Raw genomic sequence first — 13,468 nt, 5'->3', positions numbered from 1 at the left:
CTGACTTCATGGCTCTTCGCCATTTTCGTTGTCATACGACCTGATTTCCGGCTTTGCCGGTTCCCCGAGCCTTGTAGAGAGTGGGGATTATAGTTTTGGACGTGCAGCGGCTCGCTCAAGGCGAGCCGTAAAAAATTTATTTTTTCTTCTGCGGACGTTGCCATCCCGCTTTGTGATTCTGCTCTTTACGGTTATAGACCAGCTCAGCGCCAGTGACATCCTTCATTACCGTGGTACCTGCCGCGATTGTCGCCCCCGCAGCCACCGTTACCGGTGCGACCAGTTGCGTATCCGAACCAACAAAGACGTCATCACCGATAATGGTTTTAGACTTATTCGCGCCGTCGTAATTACAAGTGATGGTACCTGCGCCAATGTTTACATTAGCGCCAATCTCAGCGTCGCCCAGATAAGAAAGGTGGCCTGCTTTAGAGCCTTTGCCCAAGCGCGCTTTTTTCATTTCGACAAAGTTGCCAACGTGCGCGGCTTGCGCCAGCTCGCTGCCGGGACGCAGGCGAGCGAAAGGACCCACCGTACATTCCTGAGCGAGATTCGCATCCTCGATCACCGAATAGGGGCTGATTTCGCAATCATCGCCAATCACACTGTTTTTAATGATGCAGCCCGCGCCGATTTTAACGCGATGGCCCAACGTCACCTGACCTTCAATAATGACGTTAGTATCGATTTCGATATCGCGACCGTGTGCCAGCGTACCGCGCAGATCAAAGCGCGCCGGATCGCGCAGCATAACCCCAGCCAACAGCAGCTTCTCCGCTTGTTCAGCTTGATAGGTGCGTTCCAGGGTTGCGAGTTGCAGACGGTTATTCACGCCATCCGTTTCGCTGATGCGTGCCGGATGCACCGCATTGATCAGTCGGCCTTCCTGGTGCGCTAACGCAATAATGTCAGTGATGTAATATTCACCCTGCGCATTGTTGTTGGTGAGCTGTGCCAACCAGCGTTTTAAATCACCGCCATTGGCGATCAGGATGCCAGTGTTGATTTCATTAATAGAGAGTTGTGTAGGTGTGGCGTCTTTTTGTTCAATAATTCCAACGATTGTTTCATTCTCACGTACAATGCGACCATATCCGCTTGGATTATCTAGCACTACTGTGAGTAATCCGATACCACCTTGTGGTTTCGCATCACGTAAACGCTGTAACGTGGCCTCTGATATAAGAGGAACGTCTCCGTACAGCATCAGAATGTCTTCATCGTCACCAAAAAATGGCGCTGCCTGCTGCATTGCATGGCCAGTGCCTAATTGCTCAGCCTGTAATACCCAGTTCAAGGCACTGTCGGTTAACGTTGCTTTGAGTCGATCGCCGCCGTGCCCATAAACCAGATGAACATGCTGCGCACCAAGACCTTTGGCGGCGTCAATCACATGCTGAACCATCGGCTTACCTGCCAAAGTATGTAAAACTTTTGGCACATCGGAATACATACGTGTGCCCTTGCCAGCGGCAAGGATCACCACACTCATCGCGCTAATAGACATAATCATCCTGACTGAATTTTTGACTGCGGAAAGTTAAACGGTTTAGGGTTGAGATTACTACATTTTTCTCGGGCCGAAATTAGGTAGGCTCTTGCTTCATGGCTTTTAGACAAAAAAAATGCCAGCCCAAAGGGCTGGCATTTCGTGACGCATAAAGCCGGATTACATCGCTTTTTTGGTCAGCTCGATCACGCGCAGTTTAGCAATGGCTTTCGCCAGCTCGGCAGAGGCTTGAGCATAATCCACGTCGCCGTGGCTGCTGTTGATGTGCTCTTCTGCTTTACGTTTTGCTTCCAGAGCACGCGCTTCGTCCAGATCGGTACCGCGAATTGCGGTATCGGCCAGAACGGTGCTGCTACCCGGCTGCACTTCCAGCACGCCGCCAGAGAGGTAAATAAACTCCTCTTCGCCGTGCTGTTTCACGATACGGATCATTCCAGGCTTAATGGCAGTCAGAAGCGGGGCGTGACCAGGAAAAATCCCCAGCTCACCTTCGCTACCTGACACCTGGATTTTCTGTACCAGACCAGAGAATAACTGCTGCTCTGCGCTGACAACATCCAGGTGATAAGTCATAGCCATATCTTTCCTCCCGGGAAACCGTTATTACAGTTTCTTCGCTTTTTCTACCGCTTCGTCGATAGAACCGACCATGTAGAAAGCCTGCTCTGGCAGGTGGTCGAATTCACCGTCCATGATGCCTTTAAAGCCACGGATGGTGTCTTTCAGCGAAACGTATTTGCCCGGTGAACCGGTAAATACTTCGGCCACGAAGAACGGCTGAGACAGGAAGCGCTGAATCTTACGCGCACGTGCCACCAGCAGTTTGTCTTCTTCAGACAGCTCGTCCATACCAAGGATGGCGATGATGTCTTTCAGTTCTTGATAACGCTGCAGCAGTGACTGCACGCCACGAGCAACATCGTAGTGCTCCTGACCAACAACCAACGGATCCAGCTGACGGCTGGTAGAGTCCAGCGGATCAACTGCTGGGTAGATACCCAGAGAAGCGATCTGACGGCTCAGCGTTACGGTTGAGTCTAAGTGGGCGAAGGTGGTCGCTGGAGACGGGTCAGTCAAGTCATCCGCAGGAACGTAAACGGCCTGAACAGAGGTGATTGAACCGGTCTTGGTGGAGGTAATACGCTCCTGCAACACACCCATCTCTTCTGCCAGCGTTGGCTGATAACCTACCGCAGATGGCATACGACCCAACAGAGCAGATACTTCCGTACCGGCCAGGGTATAACGATAGATGTTGTCGATGAACAGCAGAACGTCGCGGCCTTCATCACGGAATTTTTCCGCCATGGTCAGACCGGTCAGTGCAACGCGCAGACGGTTACCCGGCGGCTCGTTCATCTGGCCATACACCAGTGCAACTTTATCGATAACGTTGGAGTCAGTCATTTCGTGGTAGAAGTCGTTACCCTCACGAGTACGCTCACCCACACCAGCAAATACCGAATAACCTGAGTGCTCAGCCGCGATGTTACGGATCAGCTCCATCATGTTTACGGTTTTACCTACACCCGCACCACCGAACAGACCGACTTTACCGCCCTTAGCGAACGGACACATCAGGTCGATAACCTTGATGCCGGTTTCCAGCAATTCCTGCGAGTTTGACTGATCTTCATAAGAAGGTGCTGCGCGGTGAATAGAGGCGATCTCTACTGCACTGCCGTCTTCTTCTTTCAGCTCGCCTTTCATGTCGATTGGCTCGCCCAGCACGTTCATGATACGGCCCAGGGTCGCTTTACCGACGGGAACCTGAATCGGTTTCTGCAGGTCGTTAACTGCCAGACCACGCTTCAGACCGTCAGACGTACCCATTGCGATGGTACGTACTACGCCGCCGCCCAGCTGCTGCTGTACTTCCAGCACCAGACGAGCATCACCATTCTGAACCTCGAGGGCGCTGTACACTTTTGGTACCGCGTCCTGAGGGAATTCGACGTCAACAACGGCGCCGATAATCTGGACAATCTTTCCAGTTGCCATCTTGAATCCTCTACCTAATTCCAAACCTGGTTAAACCGCGGAGGCCCCCGAGACGATCTCGGTAAGTTCCTGGGTGATGCTGGCCTGACGAGCTTTGTTGTATACCAACTGCAGCTCTTTGATCAGATTTCCGCCGTTATCGGTTGCGGCTTTCATCGCTACCATACGTGCGGCCTGCTCACTGGCCAGATTTTCCACCACACCCTGATACACCTGCGATTCGACATAACGACGCAGCAGGGTATCCAGCAGCGCTTTCGGATCGGGTTCGTACAGGTAATCCCAGGTCTTCGCCTTCATCTCTGCTTCACCTTCCGCTGGCGGTAACGGCAGCAGTTGGGTAATGGTCGGAGTCTGAGACATGGTGTTATTAAACTTGTTGCTGACGATATACAGCTTGTCGATGCGGCCTTCATCATAAGCCTGCAACATCACTTTTACTGGGCCAATCAGTTCTGACAGGGAAGGTTTATCTCCCATGCCGCTGACTTGCGCCACGATGTTGCCACCTACAGAGCCGAAGAATGACATCCCTTTGGAACCGATAATCGCCAGATCGCTCTGCACGCCTTTATCAGACCAGGATTTCATCTCTGCCAGCAATTTTTTGAACAGGTTAATGTTCAAACCACCACAAAGCCCGCGGTCAGTTGAAACGACCAGGTAGCCGACGCGCTTGACGTCACGCTCTTGCAGGTAAGGGTGCTTGTATTCCAGATTACCTAACGCAAGGTGACCAATCACTTTGCGCATGGTGTCTGCATACGGACGGCTGGCTGCCATGCGTTCCTGCGTTTTACGCATTTTGGAGGCGGCGACCATTTCCATCGCTTTGGTGATCTTCTGCGTATTTTTTACGCTTCCGATCTTACTACGTATCTCTTTTGCGCCGGCCATTAGCTTCTCCTCAAAGCCTTGCGGCTTGCCTTTTCAGACAAGCCGCCAGACATTACCAGGACTGGGTTGCTTTGAACGTATCGAGCAGGCCTTTCAGCTTCGCTTCGATTTCGTTGTTAAAGTTGCCAGATTGGTTGATTTCCTGCATCAGCTCGGCGTGATCGCGATCGGCGAAGGCCAGCAGTGCAGCTTCGAAGCTGCCGATTTTAGCAATTTCAACGTCGTTCAGATAACCGCGCTCAGCAGCGAACAGAACCAGACCCTGTTGCGCAACAGACATCGGCGCATACTGTTTCTGCTTCAGCAGCTCGGTCACTTTCTGACCGTGGCTCAGCTGTTTACGGGTTGCATCGTCCAGATCAGAAGCGAACTGCGAGAACGCAGCCAGTTCACGATACTGTGCCAGCGCGGTACGAATACCACCGGACAGTTTCTTGATGATCTTGGTCTGCGCTGCACCACCCACACGGGATACCGAAATACCAGGGTTAACGGCCGGACGAATACCGGAGTTAAACAGGTTGGATTCCAGGAAGATCTGACCATCAGTAATCGAGATTACGTTGGTCGGAACGAACGCAGAAACGTCACCCGCCTGAGTTTCGATGATTGGCAGCGCGGTCAGAGAACCGGTTTGGCCTTTCACTTCACCGTTGGTGAAACGCTCAACGTAATCAGCGCTTACGCGTGATGCACGTTCCAGCAGACGAGAGTGGAGATAGAACACGTCGCCAGGGAAAGCTTCACGACCTGGTGGACGGCGCAGCAGCAGTGAAATTTGACGGTAAGCGATAGCCTGCTTAGACAAGTCATCGTACACGATCAGTGCATCTTCACCGCGGTCACGGAAGTATTCGCCCATCGCACAACCTGCGTACGGAGACAGATACTGCAGTGCTGCAGATTCTGAAGCAGAAGCAACCACCACGATGGTGTTCGCCAATGCGCCATGCTCTTCCAGCTTACGCACCACGTTAGAAATGGTTGATGCTTTCTGACCAATCGCAACGTAGACACATTTAATGCCTGAATCACGCTGGTTGATAATGGCATCGATCGCCATCGCGGTTTTACCGGTCTGACGGTCACCGATGATCAGCTCACGCTGGCCACGGCCGATTGGAATCATCGCATCGACAGATTTGTAACCGGTTTGAACCGGCTGGTCGACTGACTGACGGTCGATAACACCCGGAGCAATCACTTCAACTGGCGAGAAGCCGTCGTTGTCGATTGCGCCTTTACCGTCAATAGGTGCACCCAGAGTGTTCACCACGCGGCCCAGCAGGCCACGGCCAACTGGAACTTCCAGGATACGGCCAGTACACTTAACTTTCATGCCTTCGGCAAGGTCAGAGTACGGACCCATCACCACTGCACCTACAGAGTCACGCTCGAGGTTCAGGGCGATAGCGTAACGGCTACCCGGCAGGGCAATCATCTCACCCTGCATGACATCGGCCAGGCCGTGTACGCGGATGATACCGTCACTTACAGAAACGATAGTACCTTCGTTGTGAGCTTCACTCACGACATTGAACTGAGCAATGCGCTGCTTGATCAGTTCGCTGATTTCGGTGGAATTCAGTTGCATATGCTCCAGTCCCCTTAAGACTGCAAGACGTCTGCCAGACGCTCAAGACGGCCGCGTACGCTGCCATCAATCACTAGATCACCCGAACGGATGATCACGCCTGCCATTACGGACTTATCAATTTTGCAATTCAGCTTAACTTTGCGTGACAGACGTTTTTCCATCGCGGTGCTGATTTTAGTCAGCTGGTCGTCACTCAGTGTACTGGCAGAAATCACGTCAACTTCCGCTGTCGCTTCATGGGCGTCACGCAGTTGAATGAATTGATCCAGTACAGCTGGAAGCGCTGTCAAACGTCCGTTTTCCGCCATCACCTTAATCAGGTTCTGCGCGGGTTCATCCAGTTGATCACCACAGACTGCGTTGAAAGAAGCAGACAAAGCTTCCGGCGCCAAAGCACCGGAAAGGAGTTCTGCCATCTGTTCATTGCGAGCCACTTCTGCGGCAAACGCCAACATTTTTTGCCAGCGTTCAATACTTTGATGCTCAACAGCAAAGTCAAAAGCTGCTTTGGCGTAGGGGCGAGCTACAGTAATTAGATCAGACATCAGCCCCTCCCTCCTTACAGTTCAGCGACCAGTTTATCAACGATGTCGCTGTTAGCAGCTTCATCCACGGAACGTTCGATGATCTTCTCGGCACCAGCTATTGCCAGCAACGCGACTTGCTTACGCAGTTCTTCACGTGCACGTTTACGCTCAGCATCAATTTCAGCCTGCGCTTGTTCAACGATTCGATTACGTTCGTTCTCAGCTTCGGTTTTGGCTTCGTCCATGATCTGCGCGCGACGCTTGTTCGCTTGCTCGATAATGACCTGGGCTTCTTCTTTGGCTTTTTTCAGCTGGTCGGTCGCATTAGCCTGCGCGAGATCCAAATCTTTCTTCGCGCGTTCAGCAGAAGCAAGGCCTTCAGCAATTTCTTTCTGGCGCTTTTCGATGGCAGCCATAATCGGTGGCCATACGTACTTCATGCAGAACGCGACAAACAGGATGAACGCGATGGCCTGGCCGAGGATTGTTGCATTAATGTTCACAGCACAATGCCTCTAATTAAGTATTTAACTTTTCTGCCGTTATCAAAGATAAACGGCAGAATCCGTTCACTCGTACACAACATGTGATGAGTGAACAAAGGGCTTTAGGCGACAGCAAACATCACGTAGAGACCCAGACCAACAGCGATCATCGGGATTGCATCCACCAGACCCATTACAACAAAGAACTGCGTGCGCAGCAGAGGAATCAGGTCAGGCTGACGAGCAGCGCCTTCCAGGAATTTTCCTCCGAGGATGCCGATACCGATCGCAGCACCGATTGCCGCCAGGCCCATCATCACAGCGGCAGCCATGTACAGCAGATCCATATTCAGGTTTTCCATGACAGTCTCCAGTTTGTTTCAGTTAAACGCTTAGTGTTGAGAAAAAAATCAATGTTCTTCAGATGCCATCGACAGATAGACAATCGTGAGGACCATGAAAATGAAAGCCTGTAGCGAAATGATCAGGATGTGGAAAATGGCCCAAGGCACATTCAGCAACCACTGTGACCACCACGGCAACAGACCGGCAATAAGGATAAAGATCAGCTCACCCGCATACATGTTACCGAACAGTCGCAAACCGAGAGAAACCGGTTTAGACAGCAGGCTCACACCTTCCAAAATCAGGTTGATAGGGATGAAGATCGGGTGATTAAAAGGCTGCAGCGTCAGCTCTTTCGTGAAGCCGCCAATGCCTTTCATTTTGATGCTGTAGAACAGAATCAAAATAAATACGCCCAACGCCATAGACAACGTGATGTTCACGTCTGCAGACGGCACGACGCGCAGCGCCGGCAGGCCTAAGAAATGCTCACCAATATATGGCAGCAGATCGATAGGTAGCAGATCCATGAAGTTCATCAAGAAGACCCAGACAAAAATTGTCAGAGCCAGCGGGGCGATAAGTTTGCTCTTACCGTGATACATGTCGCGAACGTTGTCATCAACGAACCCAACAACCAACTCGATAGCCGCTTGTAATTTCCCTGGCACACCGCTGGTGACGGTTTTCGCCACTTTACGGAACAACACCAGGAAAACCAGTCCCAGCACCAGAGAGAAAAACATGGAATCGATATTTAATACCCAGAACGTCGCGGGAGCGTCGTGCGGATTCACTAACTCGAAAGTACGCAGGTCCAGCTGAAGGTTATTCAGATGGTGCCCTATGTATTCTTGCGGAGTAGAGATTTCTCCTGCAGCCATGATGCCTCTTACCCTTTGTTGTTAATTACCGCCGGTGCCAACATCTGAACCACCAGCACCGATAACCAGGTTATTCCGAGAGGCCAGAAGACCGCTCCGAATACACCCAACGCCACAATGAGCAAAATGATGGTCGCGAACACTTTGGCTATTTCACCCAAAGCGAAGCTCCACGCGACTCGCCCCGAAGCCGGGGTTTGCCCCTGCAGGCGCCAGGCTAAAAACAAAAACAACACGTTTGGCAGCCAGGCTGCCGCTCCGCCAGCCAGAGCAGAAACGCCCCAGTGGACATCTTTCAGAGCAAAGAGTGCACCGATGATGACAGTCGTCACCAGCTGAATAACCAGCAGGGTTCGGGCGTATTTCACACTGTAAAGAGACACTGACATGACGCTGATACTCTCCTGCCCCGTTAGGGGTATGTCGCGTGTCGTATAAGACTGCCTTTACTCATTTGAGTCAAGCAGCAAAAGCCGTGCAAATTATACGGGCCGCACCTGCGATTTCAATCGCTAAGTAGCGAAAAGGTGAACAATTATTTAAATTTCTTTCCGAGCGCCTATTTTTCCAAAGATTAATCCGCTGGAATTGGCAGGCCATCTACTGAAAATGCAGCCAGGACTTGCTTTTAAAGCGTGCTTTAGATCACATAATAAGCATCTGACCTACAATAACTTTTGTGACAATACCCAATTTACCGTTTTTAACAGGCAGTTATTTATTTAACTATCATCAAGTTATAAATAGTGTCAGGTCGCAAATCTCTTATTATCGATAAAAACATGTTGTTGACATCGAAGAGTGCAATAAAAGTGTGTAATTCATATTACGCACGCCAAGTTATTACTGCGATATATTTTCCGACGTGACTATCAGTATTCAGATGAACGGCAATATAAGTGATCTTTCTGATAAATAATTGTGAATTAAAAGTTAAATGTAACAGAGTTTTTCGGATAATTTCCGTTGGCTTTTTTAACCTTATTCCTGCGCACCTTTAATAAAAAACGCGCACGATAAAAGAATCAACTGCCGTTTTTTTAGCCACATTTTCTGCTAAGACGAAACCTTAACCTTCCCTTAATCCACAATCTTTAAATGCCTATTCGCGACCAATGATGACCAGATGACGTTCACCATCCAACTGAGGCACTTTCAACTCGACAACAGCATCTAACTTGTATCCGGCAGGTAACGAAGCAATCTCATCGTCTGGGCGAACGCCTTTCAAAGCAAAGAAGCGTCCTTCTGGCGCAGGCAGATGATGACACCAGTTCACCATGTCCTCCAGCGAGGCAAAAGCGCGGCTAATAACGCCATCAAAAGGCGGCTCCGAAGGAAACTCCTCCACCCTAATCTGCACAGGCGTGATATTTTCGAGACCAAGTTCGTGCTGTACCTGCCGTAAAAACCGTACACGCTTTCCCAAACTATCAAGCAGCGTGAAATGTGCTTCTGGCATGACGATCGCCAGCGGAATGCCTGGCAAGCCCGGCCCGGTCCCTACGTCAATAAAGCGCGAGCCTTTCAAATGTGGTGCAACGACGATGCTGTCGAGAATGTGGCGCACCAACATTTGCTGTGGATCGCGTACTGACGTCAGGTTGTAAGCTTTATTCCACTTATCCAGCAGCGATACGTAGCCAATCAGCTGCTGTTTTTGTTGATCGGAGAGGGAAATATTAGCTGCTTGCAGCAGCGAGGTGAGTTTGTTAATCACAGCGTGAGTCCAGTCAGCGGGGGCGAGTTGCCTCGCCCCGTTTCAGGTCAGGCGCTTTTGCGCAGCAGACCCTGTTTTTTCAAATAGATGAGCAAAATCGAGATGGCGGCTGGTGTGATACCAGAAATGCGTGAAGCCTGACCGATTGACGTCGGTTTATGATCGTTCAGTTTGGCAATCACTTCATTCGACAAGCCATTAACCTGACGATAATCGAGATCGACCGGCAGTAAGGTATTTTCATTACGCTGCTGGCGATCAATCTCTTCCTGCTGACGCGCAATGTAACCTTCGTACTTTACCTGAACCTCAACCTGTTCAGCAGCCTGCGCATCTGACAGAGCTGGGCCAAACCCGTTCAACGTCATCAATTTCAGATACGTCAGTTCTGGACGACGCAGCAGATCTTCACCGCTGGCTTCTTTAGTCAACGGCGCGCTCAGCACGGTATTCACGTCAGCAACGTTTTCTGATTTCGGGTGTACCCAGATATCACGTAGACGCTGACGCTCTTGCTCAATGGATTCCAGTTTCTGATTAAAACGCGCCCAGCGAGCGTCATCCACTAAACCGAGCTCGCGGCCAGTTTCAGTCAAACGCAGATCGGCATTGTCTTCACGCAGCATCAAACGATACTCCGCGCGTGAAGTGAACATGCGATACGGCTCTTTGGTGCCAAGCGTGCAGAGGTCGTCAACCAACACGCCCAGATAAGCTTGATCGCGACGTGGAGCCCAGCCTTCTTTGTCGGCAGACTGACGTGCGGCGTTCAGACCTGCTAATAATCCCTGCGCGGCGGCTTCTTCATAACCGGTAGTGCCGTTGATTTGTCCGGCAAAGAACAGGCCGTGAATATATTTGCTTTCCAGCGTCTGCTTAAGATCGCGCGGATCGAAGAAATCATACTCAATGGCATAGCCTGGGCGAATGATCTTCGCATTTTCCAGCCCTTGCATAGAGCGAACGATCTGCATCTGTACATCAAACGGCAAGCTGGTTGAGATGCCGTTTGGATAAATTTCGTTACTGGTCAAGCCTTCAGGCTCAAGGAAGATCTGGTGCGCATTACGATCGGCAAAGCGCATCACTTTATCTTCGATCGATGGGCAATAACGTGGGCCGATCCCTTCGATGATCCCAGCATACATTGGGCTACGATCGAGGTTATTGCGGATCACGTCATGGGTTTTTTCGTTGGTATATGTGATCCAGCACGGTACCTGTTGAGGATGCTGTGAAGCATTCCCCATGAACGAGAACACCGGCATTGGATTATCGCCATGCTGCGGCGACAACACGCTAAAGTCGATGGATCGTGCGTCAATACGCGGCGGCGTACCGGTTTTAAGGCGGTTTACACGCAGTGGTAAAGCTCGCAGGCGTTTTGCCAGCGGGATGGAAGGTGGATCGCCAGCACGGCCACCGCTGTAGTTATCCAGCCCGATATGAATTTTTCCATCGAGGAAAGTCCCTACCGTAAGAACCACCGTTTTTGCACGGAACTTCAGGCCCATTTGCGTCACAGCACCCACGACACGATCGTTCTCGACAATCAGATCGTCAACCGCCTGCTGGAAGATCATCAGGTTGGGTTGGTTCTCAAGTGCAGTACGTACTGCCTGACGGTAAAGCACGCGATCCGCCTGAGCACGTGTCGCTCGGACGGCGGGCCCTTTACTCGCGTTTAGTATCCTAAACTGAATACCTGCCTGGTCGATCGCACTGGCCATCAAACCGCCTAAGGCATCCACTTCCTTCACCAAATGTCCTTTGCCAATGCCACCGATCGCCGGATTACAGGACATTTGTCCAAGCGTATCAATGTTATGGGTGAGTAACAGGGTTTGCTGACCCATTCGAGCAGCAGCCATAGCGGCTTCTGTACCCGCATGACCACCACCAATTACGATGACGTCAAAAGGATCTTGATAAAACATGAAGTGGTACCTCGTTGATGGACATTCAGGGATCGTTCTCCCTTGGGCCGTGGATTCTACTTAAATTCAGCGCAGGGGGAAAGCAATGGGATCGTCAGTGTTTAAAAGAAAGGATCTTTATTCTGTATATGATCTTCTTGTTAGATCTCTTATTAGGATCGCGATCTGTTGTGGATATGTCTCAAAAAAGCTCATGAAACAACAGGATGTATAAGATCACTAGCTGTTAATGATCGGTGATCCTGCAACGTATAACCTGAGATCAAAATGGCTAGTTATCCACAGCTCAAAAAATAGACTTGGGTTGTTCTTTGGATAACTACTGGTTATACGCAGGAAAAAGGGGTAGTTATCCACAATTAGATGGCTTTCAAAAGCATAAAATCAGCATCTTCCACTGGGGATCGTGGCTAATTCCCGATCCTCAGCCAGATCAAATCAAGCTTTTCCAGTCCGCGATCCACTCTTCAGCTGGATCTTCAGGAATCTCATGCTCAAGAACATCGATTTCAAGGCGATCGCCAATACGTTGAGCACCGCGCGCGATCAATAACGTTTCTATATTACGGATCGCGCCACAAAAAAGATCGTACTCGTGATTGCCAATACCAACGGCACCGAAGCGCACGCCAGACAGATCGGGCTGGCTTTCATTAATAGCGTCATAAAACGGCACAAGATTATCAGGCAGTTCACCTGCGCCGTGAGTAGAGGAGACAATCAGCCAGACGCCTTCCTGCGGCACTTCATCCAGTTCCGGCCCATGCAGCATCTGCGTTGAGAAGCCAGCTTCCTGCAATTTTTCTTCGAGATGTTCAGCGACATATTCGGCGCTTCCCAAGGTGCTGCCACTGATTAAAGTAATATCGGCCATCATGCTCTCCTGGACTAAAGGCGAGCATTGTACGCTGTGATCAAGCAGTGATCCACCTGTGGACAACAGGGTTAATAGATCGGAGGATGCGAACGCAGCCGTTGGGAGACGGCGCATTCACAGGGGATAAGGTTGTGCACAAGGCAGGGGATGAATCAGGGTTTGATGGTGCGCATGATCGGGTTTTGCAGCGAGATCAGCGTTTCAGTCGACTGAATTTCGTCAATTGTCTGTATCTTGTTGATCAGTACCTGCTGCAGCGCATCAATAGAACGACACATCACTTTAATGAAGATGCTGTAATGGCCGGTGGTATACCAGGCTTCAACGACTTCATCCAGTGCATCAAGCTTGCTCAGCGCAGCAGGATAATCGCGGGCACTTTTCAGGATAATGCCGATAAAACAGCACACATCGAAGCCCAACTGTCGTGGATCGATTTCAACGCGCGTACCCAGAATAATCCCAGCCTGTTTCATCTTTTCTACGCGTACATGAATGGTGCCCGGACTGACGTTGAACTGTTTTGCCAGTTCAGCATATGCCGTGCGTGCGTTATCCAGCAGCGCATTCAAAATGCCGCGATCCAGGTTATCCAGTTGCAGATGTTCGGCCATTGCCATCCTCTTTATGTTACTTCTTCATTGAACTGTTGAGAATGTGCAGCAAAACGGGGGATTAGGCAATGTAT

General features: G+C 50.6%; 14 protein-coding genes. All 14 read right to left on the bottom strand.

Annotated features, from left to right (window positions below):
* Positions 1–136: 136 nt before the first annotated feature.
* Complete coding sequence (gene glmU / locus ACF2G4_RS14450; RefSeq protein WP_409075026.1) at positions 137–1,507, bottom strand: bifunctional UDP-N-acetylglucosamine diphosphorylase/glucosamine-1-phosphate N-acetyltransferase GlmU; 1,371 nt, start codon at positions 1,505–1,507, stop codon at positions 137–139.
* Between the two features lie 162 nt (positions 1,508–1,669).
* Positions 1,670–2,089, bottom strand: a complete 420-nt coding sequence (locus ACF2G4_RS14445) for a F0F1 ATP synthase subunit epsilon (RefSeq protein ID WP_215848098.1) — start codon at positions 2,087–2,089, stop codon at positions 1,670–1,672.
* Positions 2,090–2,113: 24 nt separating this feature from the next.
* Complete coding sequence (atpD, locus tag ACF2G4_RS14440; RefSeq protein ID WP_215848099.1) at positions 2,114–3,511, bottom strand: F0F1 ATP synthase subunit beta; 1,398 nt, start codon at positions 3,509–3,511, stop codon at positions 2,114–2,116.
* 30 nt (positions 3,512–3,541) lie between these two features.
* Positions 3,542–4,408: a F0F1 ATP synthase subunit gamma gene (atpG, locus tag ACF2G4_RS14435; RefSeq protein WP_215848100.1), complete on the bottom strand. Its 867-nt coding sequence runs from the start codon at positions 4,406–4,408 to the stop codon at positions 3,542–3,544.
* A gap of 52 nt (positions 4,409–4,460) precedes the next feature.
* Positions 4,461–6,002: a F0F1 ATP synthase subunit alpha gene (atpA, locus tag ACF2G4_RS14430; RefSeq protein WP_215848101.1), complete on the bottom strand. Its 1,542-nt coding sequence runs from the start codon at positions 6,000–6,002 to the stop codon at positions 4,461–4,463.
* A gap of 14 nt (positions 6,003–6,016) precedes the next feature.
* Positions 6,017–6,550, bottom strand: coding sequence for a F0F1 ATP synthase subunit delta (atpH, locus tag ACF2G4_RS14425; RefSeq protein ID WP_215848102.1), 534 nt, complete (start codon positions 6,548–6,550; stop codon positions 6,017–6,019).
* A 14-nt stretch (positions 6,551–6,564) separates the two neighbouring features.
* Positions 6,565–7,035 (bottom strand): F0F1 ATP synthase subunit B, encoded by a 471-nt coding sequence (atpF, locus tag ACF2G4_RS14420; RefSeq protein WP_215848103.1) that lies wholly within the window; start codon positions 7,033–7,035, stop codon positions 6,565–6,567.
* A 104-nt stretch (positions 7,036–7,139) separates the two neighbouring features.
* Positions 7,140–7,379, bottom strand: a complete 240-nt coding sequence (gene atpE / locus ACF2G4_RS14415; protein WP_003849523.1) for a F0F1 ATP synthase subunit C — start codon at positions 7,377–7,379, stop codon at positions 7,140–7,142.
* A 48-nt stretch (positions 7,380–7,427) separates the two neighbouring features.
* A complete protein-coding gene (gene atpB / locus ACF2G4_RS14410) occupies positions 7,428–8,246 on the bottom strand; it encodes a F0F1 ATP synthase subunit A (RefSeq protein ID WP_215848104.1) in 819 nt (272 codons plus the stop codon).
* Positions 8,247–8,254: 8 nt separating this feature from the next.
* Entirely contained in the window at positions 8,255–8,635 is a 381-nt protein-coding gene (atpI, locus tag ACF2G4_RS14405) for a F0F1 ATP synthase subunit I (RefSeq protein ID WP_215848105.1), read from the bottom strand.
* A gap of 713 nt (positions 8,636–9,348) precedes the next feature.
* On the bottom strand, positions 9,349–9,966 hold the full coding sequence (rsmG, locus tag ACF2G4_RS14400) for a 16S rRNA (guanine(527)-N(7))-methyltransferase RsmG (RefSeq protein WP_409075025.1): 618 nt from the start codon (positions 9,964–9,966) through the stop codon (positions 9,349–9,351).
* Positions 9,967–10,013: 47 nt separating this feature from the next.
* Positions 10,014–11,903: a tRNA uridine-5-carboxymethylaminomethyl(34) synthesis enzyme MnmG gene (mnmG, locus tag ACF2G4_RS14395; protein ID WP_243079814.1), complete on the bottom strand. Its 1,890-nt coding sequence runs from the start codon at positions 11,901–11,903 to the stop codon at positions 10,014–10,016.
* A gap of 433 nt (positions 11,904–12,336) precedes the next feature.
* The gene (mioC, locus tag ACF2G4_RS14390) at positions 12,337–12,777 is read right to left on the bottom strand and encodes an FMN-binding protein MioC (RefSeq protein ID WP_409075978.1); all 441 of its coding nucleotides are present in this window, start codon (positions 12,775–12,777) and stop codon (positions 12,337–12,339) included.
* Between the two features lie 155 nt (positions 12,778–12,932).
* Positions 12,933–13,394 carry a transcriptional regulator AsnC gene (asnC, locus tag ACF2G4_RS14385; RefSeq protein WP_215848108.1) on the bottom strand — a complete coding sequence of 154 codons (462 nt, stop codon included), beginning with the start codon at positions 13,392–13,394 and terminating at the stop codon, positions 12,933–12,935.
* Positions 13,395–13,468: the final 74 nt, after the last annotated feature.

Origin of the sequence: Pantoea phytostimulans (assembly GCF_046118715.1) — a bacterium.
Lineage (GTDB): Bacteria > Pseudomonadota > Gammaproteobacteria > Enterobacterales > Enterobacteriaceae > Pantoea > Pantoea phytostimulans.
The sequence above is the reverse complement of the archived record's forward strand: the minus strand, read 5'-3'. Positions and strand labels throughout refer to the sequence as shown.

Coding starts and splice junctions, on each gene's coding strand:
- glmU (WP_409075026.1), bottom strand. CDS start 1,507: ATGTCTATTAGCGCGATGAGTGTGGTGATCCTTGCCGCTGGCAAGGGC.
- ACF2G4_RS14445 (WP_215848098.1), bottom strand. CDS start 2,089: ATGGCTATGACTTATCACCTGGATGTTGTCAGCGCAGAGCAGCAGTTA.
- atpD (WP_215848099.1), bottom strand. CDS start 3,511: ATGGCAACTGGAAAGATTGTCCAGATTATCGGCGCCGTTGTTGACGTC.
- atpG (WP_215848100.1), bottom strand. CDS start 4,408: ATGGCCGGCGCAAAAGAGATACGTAGTAAGATCGGAAGCGTAAAAAAT.
- atpA (WP_215848101.1), bottom strand. CDS start 6,002: ATGCAACTGAATTCCACCGAAATCAGCGAACTGATCAAGCAGCGCATT.
- atpH (WP_215848102.1), bottom strand. CDS start 6,550: ATGTCTGATCTAATTACTGTAGCTCGCCCCTACGCCAAAGCAGCTTTT.
- atpE (WP_003849523.1), bottom strand. CDS start 7,379: ATGGAAAACCTGAATATGGATCTGCTGTACATGGCTGCCGCTGTGATG.
- atpB (WP_215848104.1), bottom strand. CDS start 8,246: ATGGCTGCAGGAGAAATCTCTACTCCGCAAGAATACATAGGGCACCAT.
- atpI (WP_215848105.1), bottom strand. CDS start 8,635: ATGTCAGTGTCTCTTTACAGTGTGAAATACGCCCGAACCCTGCTGGTT.
- mnmG (WP_243079814.1), bottom strand. CDS start 11,903: ATGTTTTATCAAGATCCTTTTGACGTCATCGTAATTGGTGGTGGTCAT.
- mioC (WP_409075978.1), bottom strand. CDS start 12,777: ATGGCCGATATTACTTTAATCAGTGGCAGCACCTTGGGAAGCGCCGAA.
- asnC (WP_215848108.1), bottom strand. CDS start 13,394: ATGGCCGAACATCTGCAACTGGATAACCTGGATCGCGGCATTTTGAAT.